We start from the raw sequence: 21860 nt of genomic DNA, 5'->3' as shown, positions 1-21860 counted from the left end.
ATTCCCTGCCTATCCTGAAGGGACCCCCCGAGTCGCCCCGGCGACTGCACGATGAGGAGGACTCCGTGCCGCTCTCAGAGCACGAGCAGCGCATGCTCGAGCAGATGGAGCGAGCGCTGTACGCCGAAGATCCCAAGTTCGCGACAGCGCTTGAGGGAAGCGGGCTGCGTACGTACACCCGGCGACGGGTCTACCAGGCGGTCGCGGGCTTCCTCGTAGGTATCGCGCTCCTCATGGCCGGAATGGTCGCCAAGCAGGTCTGGCTCAGCGTGGTGGGTTTTCTCGTCATGCTGGGCTGTGCGGTGCTCGCCGTGACCGGCTGGCGCAAGGCCCCCCGTCCGGGCGAGCAGCCCGCCGGCGGTCCGCACGCCCGCCATCAGGAACGTCAGCGGCGCTCGATGATGGATCGCATCGAACAGCGCTGGCAGCGACGCCGTGACGAGCAGCAGGGGCACTGACCGCCCCTCGCTCCATCCCTCGCTCCGCTCCTCTGACGCAGATCAGACGCAGACATGTGTGAGGGGGCTGCCACCCGGCCCGGTGGCAGCCCCCTCACGCATGTGTGCGTCTGAGAGCGGGCGCTCCCCAGGAGTGAACGACAGCGGGCCCCGGCGTCCGGAGGTGGTCCTCCGGACGCCGGGGCCCGCTCGATGCGTCCTCAGCCGGTCCGCTGACCCGACGGCCTGCGCAGCAGCGCCGCCCAGCGTCCCGTCCAGCGCGCCTTGACGGCGGTCCAGCGGTCGGCCGCGTCCCAGAGCGCTCGCTGCGCCGAGCGCGGTGCGAGCACCGCCCGCACCCGGGTGCGCCGGCCGGCCCGGGACCGCAGTGCCGTCCGCACCCCGCGCACCTCGGCGGCCAGCCCGGTCACCGCCTGCGGCCGCGGTGCGAACAGCACCTGCTCCACCGCCCCGGCGACCCGGTGCACCGCCACGGCCGCGGCCTCGTCCAGCTGCCCGAGCCGGACGATCCGCGCGGCGGCCTTGCGCGGGGTGAGCGCGTCGTCCGGCATGATGCCGTAGTCCCAGGCGGTGTCCGTCAGCTCCCGCCAGATGGCGAGCACATGCCCGGCGGCCACCTCGGTCGCCCGCCGCTCCGCCTCACCCGGCAGCGCCTCCACCTCGATGCCGTCCGTCCTGCCCTCGCCCCGGTCCCGGCCCCGGGCGAACCCGCGCGCCGGGCCCGACGGGGCGTGCAGGGGCGAGGTCAGCCGCACCGACCGCCGCCTGAGCCGCCACAGCATGGGCAGCAGCGGCAACACCACCGCCGCCGCCCCGAGTGCCACCCAGGCCGCGGTCTGCCACCAGGGCCGGCCCTCGTCGTCCGTGCCGCCCAGGTCCAGCGGCAGTGCCGCGCCGCACTCCTGGATCCGCTTCTGCTGCGTCGAGCAGCTGGTGCTCGCCGACGGCTCGGCCGACGGGGCCTCGGCGGTCGGCCGGGACTGCTCCGGCAGCTCCGGCAGGCTGCTGCCCGGGATCTCCGGGACGGTGTACGTCGGGGTGGTGCCCCGGTTCGGGGTCGGCTCGAAGCGGGTCCAGCCCACGCCCTCGAAGTACAGCTCCGGCCAGGCGTGCGCGTCCCGCAGCCCCACCGACACCGTGCCGTCCGCCTGCGGGGTGCCGGGCGCGAAGCCCACCGCCACCCGGGCCGGGATGCCGAGGGTGCGCGCCATCGACGCCATCGCGAAGGAGAAGTGGACGCAGAAGCCCTGCTTGTCCCGCAGGAACCGGGCGATCCCCTCGGAGCCGCTGCCGACGTCGACCTCGGTGTCGTACTCGAATCCGCCGCTCAGCGCGAAGTACTCCTGGAGCTTCACCGCCTGCTCGTAAGGGTTCGCCGCGCCGTCGGTGACCTCCCGGGCGGTTTCGGAGACCACGGACGGCAGCGAGTCGGGCACCTCGGTGAACTCCCGCCTGAGAGCGGGCGGCGGTGCCGGGGCCTCGGCGAGCTGCCGCGCGGTCGGCTGCACGTCCAGGCTGGTCACGGTGTACCGCACACCGCGGGTGTTCTGGCCGTGGTCGCCGACCAGGGTCATGCCGAGCGGCTCGTAGCGCCAGTTGCCCTCGATGTCCACGCTGCTCGGCGGGTACGGCATCGGCAGCCAGTCCTGCGCGTACCCGTCCGACGCCGCGATCCGGGTGCGCACCTCGGCGCGCCGCACGTCCGGGCCGAGGCCCTGCGGGGTGGGCAGCTCGTCCGGCACGGCGACGATGTCACGGCGGGACGGCTTCCAGGTGGTGCCGTCGAAGTCGTCCAGGGAGACGATCCGCAGATACAGGTTGGAGAGGTTGCTCGTCTCGGTGCGCAGGGAGAGGACCTGCCGGTCCTCCTCCAGGTTCAGGCTGTCGCGCAGGGACACCAGCGGGTTCACCGCGGAGATCGTGCCGCCGCCCCCGGTGCCGGTGCCGACCCCGGTCCCGGCGCCGTCCAGCAGACCGCCGTTCATGGTGGGCAGGGCCAGCGGCACCACCAGGGCGACGCCCAGCGCCACCGCGCCGATCCGCCGCCCGGTGCGCACCGGGGCCACGGCCCCGGGCTCCCCGCCCGGCGTGCGCGGCGCCCCGCCGAAGACCCGCCCCCACTGCGACAGCCGCTCCCGGCCCTCGGCGAGCAGCATCGTGAGATAGCCGACCGCGGCGATCAGGAACCACAGCCAGTCGGCGGCGCCGTCGGACAGACCCGCGGCGACCGAGTAGAGCGCGAGCAGCGGCAGCCCGGCCGGGGCGGCGTTGCGGAAGGTCACCGCGAGGGCGTCCACGGCCAGCCCGATCAGCAGCACACCGCCGATCAGCAGCAGCCGGATGCCGTCGGAGAGCGGGGCCGGGATCGCGTACCGCGAGACGTCGTCGGTGCCCTGCTGGAGCAGGTCGGCGAACCGGCCGAACGCCTCCGGCCCCGGTATCAGCCCGGCGGGCGCCTGTTCACGGGCGAAGACCAGGGTGAGCAGCAGCAGCGTGACCACGAACTGCGCCACCACGGTCAGCGGCCGGGCCAGCGGCACCCGGCGGGCGGCCGCGCCCACCGCCGTCTGGATCACCAGCAGGATGGCCGCCTGGAGGAACCAGGTGGCCGGGTCGACCAGCGGCAGCAGCGCGCACGACGCCATCAGCGTGGCCGCCGCCGCACAGACCGCCATCCGGGCTCGCCCGCTCATCACCGCGCCTCCCCGCCACGCGCCCCGAAACCGCCCCGGGCCCCGAGACCGCCGTTCGCCCGGAAACCGTCACCGGCCCTGAGACCGCCGTCCGCCCTGAGACCGCCGTCCGTCCCGAAGCCGCCACCGCCCCCGAAGCCACCGTCCGTCCTGAAGCCGCCACCGCCCCCGAAGCCGCCATCCGTCCCGGACCCGCCGCTCGCCCCCAGGCCCGCGCCGGCCGTGACCACACCGCCCCGGTCCCGGTCGGCCTGGCGCCACATGTCGTTCAGTGTCGTCCCGCGCGGGACGCTCACCGCGGTCCAGCCGGCCTGGCGCAGCATCCGCAACCGCTCCTCACCCCGGTTCACCGGTCCGGGCACCTCGTGCGGTTCCCGTGCCCAGACCCCGCTGTCCAGCAGGAACGCGACGGCGGCCCCGCTGCGCTGGCGCATCCGGGCGGCCACCGCGGCCTGCTCCTCGTCGAGGTCGCCGAAGAAGGCGACCAGCAGTCCCTCGTTGCCGCCGCGCAGCACGTCGTAGGCACGGGAGAGCCCGGAGCCGTCGGAGTGGTCGATCACCGCGAGGGTGTCCATCATCAGCCCGGCCGCGTCCGCCGACTGCTGGGCGGCGCCCGCGAACCCGTCGGCGCCCTCGCCGGGCACCGAGCTGCCGGTGTCGGTCAGCAGCCGCACCGAGAAGCCCCGTTCCAGCATGTGGACCAGGACCGACGCGGTGCCGGCGACGGCCCACTCGAAGGCGGAGTCGGGGCCGGCCCCACGGAAGGCGCGGCCGCGCGTGTCCAGCAGCACGGTGCAGCGGGCGCGCTGCGGCTGCTCCTCGCGCCGCACCATCAGCTCGCCGTACCGCGCGGTGGAGCGCCAGTGCACGCGGCGCAGGTCGTCGCCGTAGCGGTAACCGCGCGGGATGACGTCGTCCTCGCCGGCCAGCGCCAGCGAACGCAGCCGTCCCTCGCCGTAGCCCTTGGCCTCGCCGGTCAGCCGCACCGGCGGCAGCGCCTCCACGCGCGGGACGACGGTCAGGGTGTCGTGCGCCGAGAAGGACTGGGTCAGCTCGCACATCCCGAAGGGGTCGGTCAGACGCAGCTGGAGCGGGCCCAGCGGGTAGCGGCCGCGCAGGTCGGAGCGGACCCGGTAGGACACCTCGCGGCGCCCGCCCGCCTCCACCCGGTCCAGCACGAACCGGGGGCGCGGGCCGAGCACATAGGGCACCCGGTCCTGGAGCATCAGCAGCCCGGTGGGCAGCCGGGAGACGTTGTCGACGCGCAGATGGACCCGGGCCTCGCTGCCGGCGGACACGCGCGCGGGGGAGAGGCGGCGGCTGCCCGCGACCCGGTAGCGGGTGCGGTAGAGCAGGGTCGCGCACACCAGCGGCAGCACCGCGAGCAGCAGTCCGACCCGCAGCAGATCGCTCTGCCCGAGGACGTACGCGCAGACGGCGGCCGCCACTCCGGCGGCCAGGAAGGAGCGCCCGCGGGTGGTCAGACCGGCGAGGGCGGTGCGCAGCCCGCCCCGCTCGCCCTCCGGCTGCCCGGGCCGGGCCTGGCGCACCGCCCCCGTGCTCATCAGAGCCTCCGGGGCGGCTGCTGGCCGTAGGCCGGGGCGCCGTGGCCCAGGCCGTAGGCGTTCTGCTGGGGTGCGGCGGGCACCGGGGTGTGCTGCAGGATCTCCTGGACGACCTGCTCCGACGTCCGCCGGTTCAGCTGGGCCTGGGCGGTGGGCAGCAGCCGGTGGGCGAGCACGGGCACGGCGAGGGCCTGCACGTCGTCCGGCAGCGCGTACTCCCGGCCGCTGAGGGCGGCGGACGCCTTGGCGGCGCGCAGCAGGTGCAGTGTGGCGCGCGGCGAGGCGCCCAGTCTGAGGTCGGGGTGGACGCGGGTGGCGGCGACCAGGTCCACCGCGTACCGCCGGACGGCGTCGGCGACGTGGACGCCGCGCACGGCCTCGATCAGCTTCACGACCTCGTGCGCGTGGGCCACCGGCTGGAGGTCGTCCAGCGGGCTGACCCCGCCGTGCACGTCCAGCATCTGCAGCTCGGCCTCCGGGCTGGGATAGCCGATCGAGACCCGGGCCATGAAGCGGTCGCGCTGGGCCTCGGGCAGCGGGTAGGTGCCCTCCATCTCGACCGGGTTCTGGGTGGCCACCACCATGAACGGGCTGGGCAGCTCGTAGCTCTGCCCGTCGATGGTGACCTGGCGCTCCTCCATGGACTCCAGGAGCGCCGACTGGGTCTTCGGCGAGGCGCGGTTGATCTCGTCGCCGATCACGATCTGCGCGAAGATCGCGCCCGGCTTGAACTCGAAGTCCCGGCGCTGCTGGTCCCAGATGGACACGCCGGTGATGTCGGACGGCAGCAGGTCGGGCGTGAACTGGATGCGCCGCACCGAGCAGTCGATGGACCGCGCGAGCGTCTTGGCGAGCATCGTCTTGCCCACGCCGGGGACGTCCTCGATCAGCAGATGCCCCTCGGCGAGCAGCACGGTCAGCGAAAGCCGTACGACCTCGGGCTTGCCCTCGATCACGCCCTCCACCGAACCCCGCACGCGCTCGACCACCGCGGTCAGATCAGTGAGGCTCGCTCGATCGTCATAGGTCGTCACCCGGCCCTCCTCGGCCCCGTTCTCCAAGACCGACGCAACGGCTCGCGCGACCGGCCCACCCCGAAACACGGACAGCGCGCGGGAAAGGTTCCGCGCGACGCCACCACCGCATTCTTGTTGCCGTTACCGGTTCGTGTCACTCGCCTGTGGACAACTGCCAGCGATATGTCGGCTTTGATGCCTTTTGTGGCGTCGCGGGCGCGAATTGATAGCGAAACGACAGCTTCGGCGTGGGGTTACGCCGCCGCGTCGATCTCGCGCAGCAGGCCGGTCTTCACGTCGAAGACGAAACCGCGCACGTCGTCGGTGTGCGGCAGGAACGGCGAGGTGCGCACCCGCCGCATCGACTGCCGCACGTCCTGGTCGACGTCCCGGAAGGACTCCACCGCCCACGCCGGGCGCTGGCCGACCTCCTGCTCCAGCTCGGTGCGGAAGTCCTCGGTCAGGGTCTCCATGCCGCAGCCGGTGTGGTGGACCAGAACGACGCTGCGTGTGCCGAGCTTGCGCTGGCTGATCGTCAGGGAACGGATCACGTCGTCGGTGACGACACCGCCCGCGTTGCGGATGGTGTGGCAGTCGCCGAGCTGGAGACCGAGCGCCGTGAGCACGTCGAGCCGGGCGTCCATGCAGGCCACAACCGCGACCCGCTGCACCGGGCGGGCGTCCAGGTCGGAGTGGGCGAAGGAGGCGGCGTACCGCTCGTTGGCCTCGACGAGCCGGTCCGTGACGGAGCCCGCGGAGGCGGCGGTGTCCTGGGAGTCGGTGGGAACCGATGCAGAAGTCGTCATGCTTATGACGTTACTGGTCACCCGTGATCCGGTCTTGCTGTGAGACGGGGCAAAGAACGTCATTGGGTCGTTCTGTGAGGTAGTCCACAAGCGTCCTGCGGAGGGGTCCGTACGAGTGGCCCGCCGGCCCGGACACCGTCGCATGCGGTGCCCGTCGCGACGCGCAGGCCGGTTGATTGACCGGGCGACAGGGTGGACTAAAGTGACGCGAAGCGGGAGGCGAGACGCGCCCTCCCTGCTGGACCGCATTCACCCGGAGTCCCCGGCGACGTACCGGAGATCCCCCACGTGCGCGGCGCGTACGTACGGCTCGGCCTCCACCCGCTCCGGCCGGCCGACGCCTCCGGCGCCGGCAGGCCTCCCCTTCGCGAGCGGGCGGGGACCCGGCGGTGCGTACCGCCCGCCGGACCTGAGAGGGCCCCTTGAGCCAGAGTCGACACGTCCCGGTGATGCTCCAGCGGTGCCTGGACCTGTTGGCACCGGCCCTCCAGGCGCCGGGCGCGGTGGTCGTCGACTGCACCCTCGGCCTCGGCGGCCACAGCGAGGCCCTGCTCGCCCGCTTCCCCGAGGCGCGGCTCGTCGCCCTCGACCGGGACAAGGAGGCGCTGCGCCTGTCCGGCGAGCGGCTGGCCCCCTACGGCGAGCGCGCCACCCTCGTGCACGCGGTGTACGACGAGCTGCCCGACGTCCTGGACCGGCTCGGCATCCCGCGCGTCCAGGGCGTCCTGTTCGACCTCGGGGTCTCCTCCATGCAGCTCGACGAGGCCGGCCGCGGCTTCGCCTACGCCCAGGACGCCCCGCTCGACATGCGCATGGACCAGACGACCGGCATCAGCGCCGCGGAGGTCCTCAACACCTACCCGGCCGGCGAGCTGGTGCGGATCCTGCGCGCGTACGGCGAGGAGAAGCAGGCCAAGCGGATCGTCGGGGCGATCGTGCGCGAGCGGGAGAAGGAGCCGTTCAGCAACAGCGCCCGCCTGGTGGAACTGATCCGGGACGCGCTGCCGCAGGCCGCCAAGCGGACCGGCGGCAATCCCGCCAAGCGCACCTTCCAGGCGCTGCGGATCGAGGTCAACGGTGAACTCTCGGTGCTGGAGCGCGCGATCCCGGCGGCCGTGAAGGCGCTCGCCGTGGGCGGGCGGATCGCCGTGCTGTCGTACCACTCCCTGGAGGACCGGCTGGTCAAGCACGTCTTCGCGGCCGGTGCCGCGTCCACCGCGCCGCCCGGACTGCCCGTCGTCCCCGAGCGCTACCAGCCGCGCCTCAAGCTGCTCACGCGCGGTGCCGAACTTCCCACCGAGGAAGAGATCGCGGAGAACCGCCGGGCCGCCCCGGCCCGGCTGCGCGGCGCCGAGCGCATCAGGGAGGACGTCGAGTGAGCCGGGCGGAGGGCCGGGCGCGCACAGGCGCGGGTCGGAAAACCGGACCCACCGGGAGGGCGAGTGAGTAGGAAACCAGAACTGAGGGGCAGGGCGGCGCGGCTGGCGCGGCTCCTGCCCACGGCTCCGGGCCAGGCCGCCCGTACCCCCTTCGTCCTTCTCGTCGTGCTGCTCCTCGGCGGCGGCCTGATCGGTCTGCTGGTGCTGAACTCCGCGCTCAGCGAGGGCTCCTTCAAACTGGACGACCTCCAGCGCGAGACCAAGAACCTCACGGACGAGGAACAGGCCCTCCAGCGCGACATCGACGCCTACTCCGCCCCCGACGCCCTCCAGCGCCGCGCCCGCGAGCTGGGCATGGTCCCCGGCGGCGACCCGGCCTTCCTGAACCCCGACGGCACGGTCAAGGGCGTCCCCTCACCCGCCCCGGCCGCCGAGCCGCAGAGCGCCGCCCGCTCCCCGCTCGTCCTGGCCCCCGAGGCGATGACCGACCCCACCGCGTCCCAGACCGATTCCACGGCCTCCACGGCCGATCCGGCCGCACCCACGGGCGCCCCCACCGCTCCCGCGGCCGGCGGCCCCACGGCAGCCGCCTCCCCGTCCGCCCCCTCCGCCGCCCCCCGGCCCGCTCCGCCCGCCCCGACCATCCCCACGACCCCCGGCAGGTGACGGAAGTGGCTGACGACTACGGCAGGCAACCGCCGCGCCGCCGGGTGCCCGGCCCCGCGCGGCCCGTCCGCTCCGGCGGGCAGCGGCGCCCCGCACCCGCATCCGGAGCCCGCCCGGCCCGCCGCCCCGCGCGCCCCGCCCCGCCCCGCGCCACCGCCCCGCGCGTCATCCGGCTGGGCAGCCCCCGGCCCCGGCTGCGCATGGTCGGCGTCGCGCTCACGCTGGTCCTGCTCGTCTTCGTCGTACGTCTGCTCCAGGTGCAGGCCGTCGACGCGAGCGCGTACGCGGCCAAGGCGGAGCAGAACCGGTACGTCGGCCAGGTGCTGGCCGCCGAGCGCGGCGAGATCACCGACCGCGCCGGCGTGGCCCTCGCCACCAGCGTCGACGCGTACGACATCACCGCCGACCCCACGCTCTTCACTCGCGAGCAGCTGGAGATCGACGACGGCCCCGAGCAGGCCGCCGCCCTCCTCGCGCCGATCCTCGGCCAGGAGCAGGAGGACATCGTCAGGAAGCTGCGGCCCGAGGACGAGAAGCTGCGCTACGTCAAGCTCGCCGACCGGCAGACCCCGCAGGTCTGGAAGCAGATCAAGGACCTGAAGTCGGCGCTGGCCAACAAGGAGCAGACGGACGAGTCCACGGTGAACGTCCTCGCCGGTGTCCTGGCCACCCCCAGCAGCAAGCGGGTGTACCCGAACGGCGAGCTGGCCGCCGGGATACTGGGCTGGGTCAACGCCGAGGGCAAGGGCGGCGGCGGCGTCGAGCAGCAGCTGAACAAGCAGCTGGCCGGAAAGGACGGTGAGATCCGCTACGCCCAGTCCGGCGGCCGCCAGGTGCCCACCGTGGGTGCCGAGGAGACGCCCGCCGTGCCCGGCTCGGACATCGAACTCACCATCGACCGCGACATCCAGTGGGCCGCGCAGAACGCCATCGCCGAGCAGGTGGAGAAGTCGGCGGCGGACCGCGGCTATGTGATCGTGCAGGACACCCGGACCGGCGAGATCCTGGCCATGGCCAACTCGCCCGGCTTCGACCCCAACGACCTGTCCCGCGCCACCTCGGCCAACATGGGCAACGCGGCCCTCCAGGACGCCTACGAGCCCGGCTCCACCGCCAAGGTGATGTCGATGGCCGCCGTACTGGAGGAGGAGGTAGCCACCCCCGAGACGCGGGTGGTGGTGCCGAACCGGCTGCACCGCGGCGACCGGCTCTTCCAGGACGACATCGACCACCCCACCTGGTACCTCACGCTGAACGGCGTGCTCGCCAAGTCCAGCAACATCGGCACCATCCTCGCCACCGGCCAGCTCGGCAAGACCCAGGCGCAGGCCAACCGCGTCCTCTACTCCTACCTGCGCAAGTTCGGCATCGGCGAGTACACCGGGCTCGACTTCCCGGGCGAGACCAAGGGCATCCTGGCCCCGCCGGACGAGTGGTCGACCTCGCAGCAGTACACGATTCCTTTCGGCCAGGGCGTGTCCATCAACGCGATGCAGGCGGCGTCCGTCTACTCGACGATCGCCAACGGCGGCGTACGTGTCGAGCCGACCCTGATCCGCGGCACGAAGGGCCCCGACGGACGCTTCACCCCCGCCCCCGCACCCGAGAAGACCCGCGTGGTCAGCGAGAAGACCGCGAAGACGCTGGCCCGGATGCTGGAGTCGGTGGTCGACGACGAGGAGGGCACCGGCACCAAGGCGCGCATCCCGGGTTACCGGGTCGCGGGCAAGACGGGCACCGCCAACCGTGTGGATCCGGCCACCGGCAAGTACCACGGCTACACGTCGTCGTTCGCCGGTTTCGCCCCCGCGGACCAGCCCCGGGTCACCGTCTACTGCGCCATCCAGAACGCCACCGAGGGCAGCTACTTCGGCGGCCAGATCTGCGGGCCGGTCTACAAGCAGGTGATGGAGTTCGCGCTGAAGACGCTCCAGATCCCGCCCACCGGCGCCCAGCCCGCGAACCTGCCCGTGACGTACCAGCCCTGATCAGTCCTGAACAGCACCGAGCACCACCGAGCAACCAGGAACCACCGTGACAACGATCACCCCGGATGCCGGGAACCAAGGCACCCCCCGCCCCTCACTTCGCTCCGGGGCGGGTACGCCCGGTACGCTCACCGCCGTGCCACACGCTGATCAGTCCCAAACCACCCAGAAGGGCCATCCCGTGACCTATCCGGGACCGCCCCGGCCGGCGCAGGTCTCCGCCACACCCCTCGCGGAACTGGCCCGACAGCTGGGTGTCGCCGCTCCGGAGGACGACGCCGGGGTCACGGGCATCACCCATGACTCGCGCGCCGTCCGCCCCGGCGACCTGTACGCCGCCCTGCCCGGCGCCCGCGCCCACGGCGCCGACTTCGTCACCCAGGCCGCCGGCCTCGGCGCGGCGGCCGTGCTGACCGACCCGGCCGGCGCCGAGCGCGTCGCCGCCACCGGCCTGCCGGTGCTCGTCGTCGACGACCCGCGCGCGCGGATGGGCGAACTGGCCGCCACCATCTACGGCCGGCCCGGGCGGGACCTGCTCCAGATCGGCATCACCGGCACCTCCGGCAAGACCACGACGGCCTACCTCGTCGAGGGCGGCCTGAAGACGGTGAAGTCCACCGGACTGGTCGGCACCGTCGAGATGCGCATCGGCGACGAGCGCATCAAGTCCGAGCGCACCACCCCGGAAGCCACCGACCTCCAGGCCCTGTTCGCGGTGATGCGCGAACGCGGCGTCGAGGCGGTCGCCATGGAGGTCTCCAGCCACGCCCTGGTACTCGGCCGGGTCGACGGCTGTGTCTTCGACATCGCCGTGTTCACCAACCTCAGCCCGGAGCACATGGAGTTCCACTCCGGCATGGAGGACTACTTCCAGGCCAAGGCGCGGCTGTTCACGCCGGAGCGCAGCAGGCTCGGCGTGGTCAACGTCGACGACGAGTACGGCCGCCGGCTCGCCCGCGAGGCCACCGTCCCGGTCGTCACCTACTCCGCCGAGGGCCACCCGGACGCCGACTGGCGTGCCGAGGACGTGGTGATCGGCCAGCTCGACTCGACGTTCACCGTGCTCGGCCCGAACGGCGAGCGGATCGCCGCCAAATCGCCGCTGCCCGGCCCGTTCAACGTGGCGAACACCCTCGCCGCGCTGGTCGCCCTGGCCGCCGCCGGTCTCGAACCGCAGACCGCCGCCGACGGCATCGCCGCCGTGCCGGGCGTCCCGGGCCGCCTGGAGCGGGTGGACGCCGGGCAGCCCTACCTCGCGGTGGTCGACTACGCCCACAAGACCGATGCCGTCGAGTCGGTCCTGAAGGCGCTGCGCAAGGTCACCAAGGGCCGGCTGCACGTCGTCCTCGGCTGTGGCGGAGACCGGGACACCACCAAGCGGGCCCCGATGGGCGCCGCCGTGGCGCGGCTCGCCGACACCGCCGTACTGACCTCCGACAACCCCCGCTCCGAGGACCCGCTCGCGATCCTCGCCACCATGCTCCAGGGCGCGGCGTCGGTGCCGGTGCACGAGCGAGGCGAGGTCGTGCTCTTCGAGGACCGCGCCGCCGCGATCGCCGCCGCCGTCGAGCGGGCCCGGCCCGGCGACACGGTGCTGGTCGCCGGCAAGGGCCATGAGCAGGGCCAGGACATCGCCGGAGTGGTCCGTCCCTTCGACGACCGCCAGGTGCTTCGCGAAGCCATCCAGAAGACCCAGGGATGAAATCCCGAAAGATCCAGGGGATGAACTTGTGATCGCCCTCTCTCTCGCCGAGATCGCAGAAGTCGTCGGCGGGCAGACGTACGACATACCGGACACGTCGGTCCTGGTGACCGGGCCGGTCGTCCGGGACTCCCGTGAGGTGGGACCCGGCAGCCTGTTCGCCGCGTTCGTCGGCGAACGCGTCGACGGCCACGACTTCGCGCCACAGGTCGTGGCGGCGGGCGCGGTCGCCGTGCTCGGCTCGCGGCCCGTCGGTGTGCCCGCGATCGTCGTGGACGACGTCCAGGCGGCGCTCGGTGCCCTCGCCCGCCATGTCGTGAACGAACTCGGCACGACCCTGGTCGCGCTCACCGGCTCGGCGGGCAAGACCAGCACCAAGGACCTCATCGCGCAGGTGCTCCGGCGCAAGGCGCCGACGGTGTTCACGCCCGGCTCGCTCAACAACGAGATCGGGCTGCCGCTCACCGCGCTCAGCGCCACCGAGGAAACCCGGTTCCTGGTCCTGGAGATGGGCGCCCGCGGCATCGGCCACATCCGTTACCTGACCGAGCTGACGCCCCCGAAGATCGGCCTGGTGCTCAACGTCGGCTCCGCGCACATCGGCGAGTTCGGCGGCCGCGAGCAGATCGCGCAGGCCAAGGGCGAGTTGGTGGAGGCCCTCCCGGAGGACGGCACGGCGGTCCTCAACGCCGACGATCCGTACGTACGCGCCATGGCCTCCCGTACGAAGGCGAAGGTGCTGCTCTTCGGCGAGGCCGACGAAGCGGACGTACGCGCCGAGAACGTGCGGTTGACGGACACCGGGCAGCCCTCCTTCACCCTTCACACACCCTCCGGGTGCAGCGACGTGACCATGCGCCTGTACGGTGAGCACCACGTGTCGAACGCGCTCGCCGCGGCCGCCGTCGCCCATGAGCTGGGCATGTCCGCGGAAGAGATCGCCACCGCGCTCTCCGAGGCGGGCTCCCTCTCCCGCTGGCGGATGGAGGTCACCGAGCGCCCGGACGGCGTGACGGTCGTCAACGACGCCTACAACGCGAACCCCGAGTCCATGAAGGCCGCTCTGCGCGCGCTGGCGGCCATCGGCAAGGGGCGGCGGACCTGGGCGGTGCTCGGCAAGATGGCCGAGCTCGGGGACGAATCGCTCGCCGAGCACGACGCGGTCGGACGGCTCGCCGTCCGGCTCAACGTCAGCAAGCTCGTCGCGGTCGGGGGCAGGGAAGCCGCCTGGCTGCAACTGGGCGCATATAACGAGGGTTCGTGGGGTGAGGAGTCGGTGCACGTGTCCGACGCACAGGCGGCTGTCGACCTGTTGCGCAGCGAGTTGCGCCCGGGGGACGTGGTACTCGTGAAGGCGTCCCGTTCGGTCGGGCTCGAAAGCGTTGCCCAGGCGCTGCTGGAGTCCGGTGCCGAGGGTGAGGTTGCCGCCCGATGATGAAGCAGATCCTGTTCGCGGGAGTCATTGGCCTCTTCCTGACGCTGGTCGGCACCCCGCTGCTGATCAAGCTCCTCGCGCGCAAGGGCTACGGTCAGTACATCCGTGACGACGGCCCGCGCGAGCACGCCAGCAAGCGCGGTACGCCGACCATGGGCGGTATCGCCTTCATCCTGGCGACGGTCGCCGCGTACTTCCTGTCCAAGGTCATCACCGGCTACCCCCCGACCTACTCGGGCCTGCTGGTGCTCGGCCTGATGGTCGGCATGGGCCTGGTCGGCTTCCTCGACGACTACATCAAGATCGTCAAGCGGCGCTCGCTGGGTCTGCGGGCCAAGGCGAAGATGGCCGGCCAGCTGATCGTCGGCATCGCCTTCGCGGTGCTCTCGCTCCAGTTCGCCGACAACCGCGGCAACACCCCGGCCTCCACCAAGCTGTCGTTCATCACCGACTTCGGCTGGACCATCGGTCCGGTGCTGTTCGTGGTCTGGGCGCTGTTCATGATCCTCGCCATGTCGAACGGCGTGAACCTGACGGACGGTCTGGACGGTCTGGCCACCGGCGCCTCGGTCCTCGTCTTCGGCGCCTACACCTTCATCGGTGTCTGGCAGTTCCAGGAGTCCTGCGCCAACGCGGGCACCCTGACCAACCCCGGCGCCTGTTACGAGGTGCGCGACCCGCTCGACCTCGCGGTCGTCGCCTCCGCGCTGATGGGCGCCTGCCTCGGCTTCCTGTGGTGGAACACCTCACCGGCCAAGATCTTCATGGGCGACACCGGTTCGCTGGCGCTCGGCGGTGTGCTCGCGGGTCTCGCGATCTGCTCCCGCACCGAGCTGCTGCTGGCCATCCTCGGCGGTCTGTTCGTCCTCATCACCATGTCGGTGGTCATCCAGGTCGGCTCCTTCCGGCTCACCGGGAAGCGGGTCTTCAGGATGGCGCCGCTCCAGCACCACTTCGAACTCAAGGGCTGGTCCGAAGTGCTCGTGGTGGTCCGTTTCTGGATCATCCAGGGCATCTGCGTGATCGTCGGACTCGGCCTCTTCTACGCGGGATGGGCAGCAGAGAAGTGACCGACTGGCAGGGAAAGCGCGTCACCGTCGCCGGGCTCGGCGTCTCCGGCGTCCCGGCGGCCAAGGTGCTGCACGGGCTCGGCGCGATCGTCACCGTGGTCAACGACGGCGACGACGAGCGGGCCCGGGCGCAGGCCGCCGAGCTGGAGGCGCTGGGCGTCACCGTCCGCCTCGGCGACGGCGCGACCCTGCCCGACGGCACCGAGCTGATCGTCACCGCGCCCGGCTGGCAGCCGGACAAGCCGCTGTTCACGGCGGCTCGCGAAGCGGGGGTTCCGGTCTGGGGCGATGTCGAGCTGGCCTGGCGGCTGCGCGGCCCGGACGCCGCGCCCTGGCTCTGCGTGACCGGCACCAACGGCAAGACCACGACCGTGCAGATGCTGGCCTCCATCCTGAAGGCCGCCGGGCTGCGCACCGCCGCCGTCGGCAACATCGGCGTCTCGCTGCTGGACGCGGTGCTCGGCGACGAGGAGTACGACGTCCTCGCCGTCGAGCTGTCCAGCTACCAGCTGCACTGGGCGCCCTCGCTGCGCGCCCACTCCGCCGCCGTCCTCAACCTGGCCCCCGACCACCTCGACTGGCACGGCTCCATGGAGGCGTACGCGCGCGACAAGGGCCGCATCTACGAGGGCAATCGGGTCGCCTGCGTCTACAACGTGGCCGACAAGGCCACCGAGGACCTGGTGCGCGAGGCCGACGTGGAGGAGGGCTGCCGGGCCATCGGCTTCACCCTCGGCACCCCGGCGCCGTCCCAACTCGGCGTCGTGGAGGGCATCCTGGTCGACCGCGCCTTCGTCGAGAACCGGCAGAAGAACGCCCAGGAGCTGGCCGAGGTCGCCGACGTCAACCCGCCGGCTCCGCACAACATCGCCAACGCCCTCGCCGCGGCGGCCCTCGCCCGCGCCTTCGGGGTGCCCCCGCAGGCCGTACGGGACGGTCTGCGGGCCTTCCGGCCGGACGCCCACCGCATCGCCCATGTCGCCGACGTGGCCGGGGTCGCCTACGTCGACGACTCCAAGGCCACCAACACCCACGCCGCCGAAGCCTCGTTGGCGGCGTACGAGTCGATCGTGTGGATCGCGGGCGGGCTGGCCAAGGGCGCCACCTTCGACGAGCTGGTGGCCAGGTCGGCGAAGCGGCTGCGCGGGGTCGTGCTGATCGGCGCCGACCGCGCGCTGATCCGCGAAGCCCTCGCGCGACACGCCCCCGAGGTACCCGTCGTCGACCTCGACCGGACCGACACTGGGGCGATGCTCGCGGCTGTCCGGGAGGCCCAGCGCCTCGCCGAGCCGGGCGACACGGTGCTGCTGGCCCCGGCCTGCGCCTCGATGGACATGTTCGCCGACTACAACAAGCGCGGTGACGCGTTCGCGGCGGCCGTCCGCGAACTCGAAGCGGGCGCCTGACTGCGGGTCTCGACCACGGCGGGTGCTTCGGGACCCTTGGAGGGACGAATGACTCGGATGTGGCTCGGGATCGGCCGGCGGGAGTCCGCCGGTGGCAGGGCGCCGCGGCGGTCCGCGGCCGCGCCGCCCGGGGCCCGCCCCCGGGCGTTCCGGTGCGGGCGGGCGGGAGCCGGTCATGTCCGGTAGCCGTACGGGCCGTCCTCCGGTGCAGCGGGCCGTGCGGCCTCCGGCCGCCCCCCGCGAGAACCCGGTGGTACGGCTCCACACGCGGGCCCGCCGGGCCTGGGACCGGCCGCTGACCGCGTACTACCTGATCTTCGGCGGCAGCCTGCTGATCACCGTGCTCGGGCTGGTGATGGTCTACTCGGCCTCCCAGATCACCGCGCTCCAGATGTCGCTGCCCGGGTCGTACTTCTTCCGCAAGCAGCTGCTGGCCGCCGTGATCGGCGCCGGGCTGCTGTACGCGGCGTCCCGGATGCCGGTGAAGCTGCACCGGGCCCTCGCCTACCCGATCCTCGCGGGCGCCGTCTTCCTGATGGCGCTGGTGCAGGTGCCCGGGATAGGAGTGGCGGTCAACGGCAACCAGAACTGGATCTCGCTCGGCGGCTCCTTCCAGATCCAGCCCAGCGAGTTCGGCAAGCTCGCCCTGGTCCTGTGGGGCGCCGACCTGCTCGCCCGCAAGCAGGACAGGAAGCTGATGGCGCAGTGGAAGCACATGCTGGTGCCGCTCGTTCCGGTGGCGTTCCTGCTGCTCGGGTTGATCATGCTCGGCGGGGACATGGGCACCGCGATCATCCTGACCGCGATCCTGTTCGGGCTGCTGTGGCTGGCCGGGGCGCCCACCCGGCTGTTCGTGGGGGTGCTCGCGGTCGCCGGGGCGATCGGCGCGATCCTGATCAAGACCAATTCCAACCGGCTGGACCGCTTCGCCTGCATCGGCGCCACCGAGATGGGCCCGGACGGCTCCTGCTGGCAGGCCGTGCACGGGATCTACGCCCTCGCGTCCGGCGGGCTCTTCGGTTCCGGGCTCGGTGCGAGTGTGGAAAAATGGGGTCAACTCCCCGAAGCGCACACCGACTTCATCTTCGCCGTCACCGGTGAGGAACTGGGCCTCGCGGGGACGCTGTCGGTGCTCGCCCTCTTCGCCGCTCTAGGCTATGCGGGTATCCGCGTGGCCGGACGCACGGAGGACCCCTTCGTGAGGTATGCCGCGGGAGGTGTGACCACCTGGATCACGGCCCAGGCCGTGATCAACATGGGTGCGGTGCTCGGCCTGCTGCCGATCGCCGGCGTCCCCCTCCCGCTGTTCTCCTACGGGGGTTCCGCCCTGCTGCCGACCATGTTCGCCATCGGGCTGCTGATCGCCTTCGCGCGCGACGAGCCCGCTGCGCGGGCGGCGCTTGCGATGCGGCAACCCCGCTTTGGTAGAAAGCGGGGGGCTGGGGGTCCCGCGGGGCCCCGGAGATGGAACACGATGCGACGGCGCACCTCGGCGGTGCGCACGTCCGGAGAGCGGTGAATTTCGGTGCATGTCGTACTCGCCGGCGGGGGTACCGCGGGCCACATCGAGCCCGCGCTCGCCCTCGCGGACGCCCTGCGCAGGCAGGACCCGACCGTGGGCATCACGGCCCTGGGCACGGAGCGCGGCCTGGAGACGAGGCTGGTCCCGGAGCGGGGTTACGAGCTGGCGCTGATCCCGGCCGTACCGTTGCCCCGCAAGCCCACTCCCGAGCTGATCACCGTCCCGGGCCGGCTGCGCGGCACCATCAAGGCGGCCGAGCAGATCCTGGAGCGCACCAGGGCGGACGTCGTGGTCGGCTTCGGCGGCTATGTCGCGCTGCCCGGCTACCTGGCGGCCAAGCGCCTCGGCGTGCCGATCGTCATCCACGAGGCCAACGCCCGCCCCGGCCTCGCCAACAAGATCGGTTCGCGGTACGCCGCGCAGGTCGCCGTCGCCACCCCGGACAGCAAGCTCCGGAACTCGCGCTACATCGGCATCCCGCTGCGCCACTCCATCGCCACCCTGGACCGGGCCGCCGTGCGCCCCGAGGCGCGCGCGATGTTCGGGCTGGACCCCAATCTGCCGACGCTGCTCGTCTCGGGCGGCTCGCAGGGCGCCCGCCGCCTCAACGAGGTCGTCCAGCAGGTCGCGCCCTGGCTCCAGCAGGCCGGGATCCAGATCCTGCACGCGGTGGGCCCGAAGAACGAACTGCCGCAGGTGCACCAGATGCCCGGGATGCCCCCGTACATCCCGGTAAGTTACCTGGACCGGATGGACCTCGCGTACGCCGCGGCCGACATGATGCTCTGCCGCGCGGGCGCGATGACCGTCGCCGAGCTGTCCGCCGTCGGGCTCCCGGCCGCCTACGTCCCGCTGCCCATCGGCAACGGCGAGCAGCGGCTGAACGCCCAGCCGGTGGTCAAGGCCGGTGGCGGGCTGCTGGTCGACGACGCGGAGCTGACCCCCGAGTGGGTCCAGCAGAACGTGCTGCCCGTGCTCGCCGACCCGCACCGGCTGTACGAGATGTCCCGCGCCGCCGCCGAGTTCGGCCGCCGGGACGCCGACGAGCTGCTCGTCGGCATGGTGTACGAGGCGATCGCCGCCCACCGTGCACACCGATAGGAACCGGATCTCCAGGTAAGCGGAAGGCAGGGAGCGTGGCCGGACCCACCACCGCCGAGCGCGGTGCACGCCAGCAGGAGCCGTCCGGCCCGCCCCCCGCCCGGTGGCCACGGCTGCCCGGTATCCGTACGATCATCATCCCCGCCGTCGCCCTGGCGCTGCTCGTCTCGGGCGGCGGCTGGGTGCTGTACGGCTCGCAGTGGCTGCGCGTGGAGCGCGTCTCCGTCTCCGGCACCCGGGTGCTCGGCCCCGAGCAGGTGCGCGAGGCCGCCGACGTCCCCTTGGGGGAGCCCCTCATCTCGGTCGACACCGAGGCGATGGAGAGCCGGCTGCGCCGGAAACTGCCCAGAATTGACGAGATTGACGTGGTCCGTTCCTGGCCGCAGGGAATCGGTCTGAAAGTCACCGAGCGGACCCCGGTCCTGCTCGTCGGAAAGGGCCGGAAGTTTGTGGAAGTGGACGATGAAGGTGTCCGATTCGCCACGGTTTCTGACGCGCCGAAAGGTGTTCCTCTTCTGGAATTGACGCCCTCCCGGTCCGGTTCCGCCGCGGCCAGCCTGCGCCGTTTCGGCGAGCCCAGGCTGGTGCGCGAGGCGGTACGGGTGGCCGGTGCCCTCCCGGCGGCGGTCGCGCACCGGACGCGGACGGTCAAGGTCCGCTCCTACGACGACATCTCGCTGAAGCTGGCCGACGGCCGCACCGTCGCCTGGGGGAGCGGCGAGAAGGGGGCCGCGAAGGCCCGTACCCTCACCGCTCTCATGAAAGCGGCCCCCGATGCGCGGCACTTCGACGTGAGCGTCCCCACCGCCCCCGCGTCATCAGGGAGTTGACGCACATCCGCGCAGGCCAGCACCCTGGTTGGGCACCGCTACGGCTGATCACATAGGGTGAAAAGAAAAACGGGAGGTTCGGCGTGTTCGTTGAACGTGCGCCACTTGTCGACTTAGTGTCCTGTTCAGAAGACTCCAGGGAACAGACACACTGGTAACCCTAAACTTCAACGTTAGGGTTCGGGTCGGCACTACGGACCGTCCCATTCGGCATCAGTCGTCGGATCGCGGGGGCGCAGCGCCCACCGTGATGCGGCGACACGTAACTCGAGGCGAGAGGCCTTCGACGTGGCAGCACCGCAGAACTACCTCGCAGTCATCAAAGTCATCGGTGTCGGCGGCGGTGGTGTCAATGCCATCAACCGGATGATCGAGGTCGGTCTCAAGGGCGTCGAGTTCATCGCCATCAACACCGACGCGCAAGCTCTGTTGATGAGCGACGCCGACGTCAAGCTGGACGTCGGCCGCGAACTCACCCGCGGACTCGGCGCCGGAGCCAACCCGGCCGTCGGCCGCAAGGCCGCCGAGGACCACCGCGAGGAGATCGAGGAGGTCCTCAAGGGGGCCGACATGGTCTTCGTGACGGCCGGTGAAGGCGGCGGCACCGGCACCGGCGGCGCGCCCGTCGTGGCCAACATCGCACGCTCCCTCGGCGCGCTCACCATCGGCGTGGTCACGCGCCCGTTCACCTTCGAGGGACGGCGCCGCGCGAACCAGGCCGAGGACGGCATCGCCGAGCTGCGCGAAGAGGTCGACACCCTCATCGTCATCCCGAACGACCGTCTGCTGTCCATCTCGGACCGCCAGGTCTCGGTCCTCGACGCCTTCAAGTCGGCCGACCAGGTCCTGCTCTCCGGTGTCCAGGGCATCACCGACCTCATCACCACCCCCGGCCTGATCAACCTGGACTTCGCCGACGTCAAGTCGGTCATGTCCGAGGCCGGTTCCGCCCTCATGGGCATCGGCTCGGCGCGCGGCGACGACCGCGCGGTGGCCGCGGCCGAGATGGCGATCTCCTCCCCGCTCCTCGAGGCGTCCATCGACGGCGCCCGCGGTGTGCTGCTCTCCATCTCCGGCGGCTCCGACCTCGGCCTGTTCGAGATCAACGAGGCCGCCCAGCTGGTCAGCGAGGCCGCCCACCCCGAGGCCAACATCATCTTCGGCGCGGTCATCGACGACGCCCTCGGTGACGAGGTGCGGGTCACCGTGATCGCGGCCGGCTTCGACGGCGGCCAGCCGCCGGCCCGCCGGGACAACGTACTCGGCTCGGCCTCCGCCACCCCGGCCCGCCGCGAGGAGCCCGCTCCGGCACGGCAGCCGGAGAGCCGCCCGTCGTTCGGCTCGCTCGGCAGCGTCACGCCGAAGGAGGAGCCGGAGCCCGCGCCGGAGCCGGTGAACGACATCCCGGTCGCCCCGCCGGTCACGCCGGCGCCGCGGACCTACACGGACAGCGCGGCCGAGGAGCTGGACGTCCCGGACTTCCTGAAGTGATAGGACAGCGCGAGAGCGTCAGCGGCGCGCACTTCGCCTTCACCGACCGGTGGGGCGGGGTGAGCGCCGCTCCGTATGAGCAGCTCAATCTCGGCGGCGCGGTCGGCGACGACCCGGCCGCCGTGACGGCCAACCGGGAACTGGCGGCGAAGTCGCTGGGGATCGACCCGGCCCGGGTGATCTGGATGAACCAGGTGCACGGCAACGACGTGGCGGTGGTCGACGGCCCCTGGGGCGCCGACGCCGGGATCCCCTCGGTGGACGCGGTGGTCACCGCCCGCCGGGGACTCGCCCTCGCCGTCCTCACCGCCGACTGCACACCCGTCCTGCTCGCCGACCCGGTCGCCGGAGTGGTGGCCGCCGCCCACGCGGGCCGGCCCGGGATGGTCGCGGGGGTCGTCCCCGCCGCCGTCCGGGCCATGACGGAACTCGGCGCCGAACCCTCCCGGATCGTCGCCCGCACCGGACCCGCCGTCTGCGGCAGGTGCTACGAGGTGCCGGAGGCGATGCGCGCCGAGGTGACCGCCGTCGAACCGGCGGCGCACGCCGTCACGAGCTGGGACACGCCGGCGGTCGACGTGACCGCCGGGGTGCACGCGCAGCTCGATCGGCTCGGGGTGCACGACCGGGCGCAGTCGCCGGTGTGCACGCTGGAGTCGCACGACCACTTCTCTTACCGCCGCGACCGCGCCACCGGTCGGCTGGCGGGCTATGTCTGGCTGGACTGATAGG

17 protein-coding genes are annotated in these 21860 nt (G+C 72.3%); 13 read left to right on the top strand and 4 right to left on the bottom strand.

Translation table 11 applies throughout. The features are described 5' to 3' along the window. Nucleotides 1–65 precede the first annotated feature (65 nt). Nucleotides 66–458, top strand: coding sequence for a DUF3040 domain-containing protein (locus VE614_RS14510; RefSeq protein WP_324936548.1), 393 nt, complete (start codon nt 66–68; stop codon nt 456–458). Nucleotides 459–658: 200 nt separating this feature from the next. Here VE614_RS14510 and VE614_RS14505 read toward each other — a convergent pair whose 3' ends face one another. The 4 genes from VE614_RS14505 to VE614_RS14490 all read right to left on the bottom strand — a co-directional run bounded on the left by VE614_RS14505 (nt 659) and on the right by VE614_RS14490 (nt 6601). Then, nucleotides 659–3151: a DUF3488 and transglutaminase-like domain-containing protein gene (locus tag VE614_RS14505; protein ID WP_324936542.1), complete on the bottom strand. Its 2493-nt coding sequence runs from the start codon at nt 3149–3151 to the stop codon at nt 659–661. Beyond that, entirely contained in the window at nt 3151–4716 is a 1566-nt protein-coding gene (locus tag VE614_RS14500; protein ID WP_324936540.1) for a DUF58 domain-containing protein, read from the bottom strand. The genes VE614_RS14505 and VE614_RS14500 overlap by 1 nt, the downstream gene beginning before the upstream one ends. Beyond that, entirely contained in the window at nt 4716–5750 is a 1035-nt protein-coding gene (locus VE614_RS14495; protein ID WP_324936538.1) for a MoxR family ATPase, read from the bottom strand. The genes VE614_RS14500 and VE614_RS14495 overlap by 1 nt, the downstream gene beginning before the upstream one ends. A gap of 236 nt (nt 5751–5986) precedes the next feature. Then, on the bottom strand, nt 5987–6601 hold the full coding sequence (locus tag VE614_RS14490) for a carbonic anhydrase (protein ID WP_324936536.1): 615 nt from the start codon (nt 6599–6601) through the stop codon (nt 5987–5989). A 359-nt stretch (nt 6602–6960) separates the two neighbouring features. On the opposite strand from VE614_RS14490, the gene rsmH reads away from it, so the two are divergent. The 12 genes from rsmH (at nt 6961) to pgeF (ending at nt 21856) form a co-directional block, all read left to right on the top strand. Further along, a complete protein-coding gene (gene rsmH, locus VE614_RS14485) occupies nt 6961–7917 on the top strand; it encodes a 16S rRNA (cytosine(1402)-N(4))-methyltransferase RsmH (protein WP_324936534.1) in 957 nt (318 codons plus the stop codon). A 63-nt stretch (nt 7918–7980) separates the two neighbouring features. Beyond that, nucleotides 7981–8583 carry a septum formation initiator family protein gene (locus VE614_RS14480; protein ID WP_324936532.1) on the top strand — a complete coding sequence of 201 codons (603 nt, stop codon included), beginning with the start codon at nt 7981–7983 and terminating at the stop codon, nt 8581–8583. 5 nt (nt 8584–8588) lie between these two features. Next, nucleotides 8589–10571 carry a penicillin-binding protein 2 gene (locus VE614_RS14475; protein ID WP_324936530.1) on the top strand — a complete coding sequence of 661 codons (1983 nt, stop codon included), beginning with the start codon at nt 8589–8591 and terminating at the stop codon, nt 10569–10571. A gap of 181 nt (nt 10572–10752) precedes the next feature. After that, nucleotides 10753–12273, top strand: a complete 1521-nt coding sequence (locus VE614_RS14470) for a UDP-N-acetylmuramoyl-L-alanyl-D-glutamate--2,6-diaminopimelate ligase (RefSeq protein WP_324936528.1) — start codon at nt 10753–10755, stop codon at nt 12271–12273. A 28-nt stretch (nt 12274–12301) separates the two neighbouring features. Beyond that, nucleotides 12302–13708, top strand: a complete 1407-nt coding sequence (locus VE614_RS14465) for a UDP-N-acetylmuramoyl-tripeptide--D-alanyl-D-alanine ligase (protein WP_324936526.1) — start codon at nt 12302–12304, stop codon at nt 13706–13708. Continuing rightward, on the top strand, nt 13708–14778 hold the full coding sequence (gene mraY, locus VE614_RS14460) for a phospho-N-acetylmuramoyl-pentapeptide-transferase (RefSeq protein WP_043500063.1): 1071 nt from the start codon (nt 13708–13710) through the stop codon (nt 14776–14778). The genes VE614_RS14465 and mraY overlap by 1 nt, the downstream gene beginning before the upstream one ends. Next, the gene (gene murD, locus VE614_RS14455) at nt 14760–16184 is read left to right on the top strand and encodes a UDP-N-acetylmuramoyl-L-alanine--D-glutamate ligase (RefSeq protein ID WP_324936524.1); all 1425 of its coding nucleotides are present in this window, start codon (nt 14760–14762) and stop codon (nt 16182–16184) included. The genes mraY and murD overlap by 19 nt, the downstream gene beginning before the upstream one ends. 175 nt (nt 16185–16359) lie before the next feature. Next, nucleotides 16360–17703 carry a putative lipid II flippase FtsW gene (ftsW, locus tag VE614_RS14450; protein ID WP_324936522.1) on the top strand — a complete coding sequence of 448 codons (1344 nt, stop codon included), beginning with the start codon at nt 16360–16362 and terminating at the stop codon, nt 17701–17703. A 6-nt stretch (nt 17704–17709) separates the two neighbouring features. Then, nucleotides 17710–18807 (top strand): undecaprenyldiphospho-muramoylpentapeptide beta-N-acetylglucosaminyltransferase, encoded by a 1098-nt coding sequence (murG, locus tag VE614_RS14445; RefSeq protein WP_324936520.1) that lies wholly within the window; start codon nt 17710–17712, stop codon nt 18805–18807. Between the two features lie 35 nt (nt 18808–18842). Next, nucleotides 18843–19637, top strand: a complete 795-nt coding sequence (locus VE614_RS14440; RefSeq protein ID WP_324936518.1) for a cell division protein FtsQ/DivIB — start codon at nt 18843–18845, stop codon at nt 19635–19637. Between the two features lie 288 nt (nt 19638–19925). Next, nucleotides 19926–21128: a cell division protein FtsZ gene (gene ftsZ, locus VE614_RS14435; RefSeq protein ID WP_324936516.1), complete on the top strand. Its 1203-nt coding sequence runs from the start codon at nt 19926–19928 to the stop codon at nt 21126–21128. Further along, on the top strand, nt 21125–21856 hold the full coding sequence (gene pgeF / locus VE614_RS14430; protein WP_324936514.1) for a peptidoglycan editing factor PgeF: 732 nt from the start codon (nt 21125–21127) through the stop codon (nt 21854–21856). Before ftsZ ends, pgeF begins: the two co-directional genes overlap by 4 nt. Nucleotides 21857–21860 lie beyond the last annotated feature (4 nt).

Source organism: Streptomyces sp. (genome assembly GCF_035645055.1).
In the GTDB taxonomy this organism is placed as follows: Bacteria; Actinomycetota; Actinomycetes; order Streptomycetales; family Streptomycetaceae; genus Streptomyces.
This window is presented reverse-complemented; position numbering and strand designations above follow the sequence as displayed.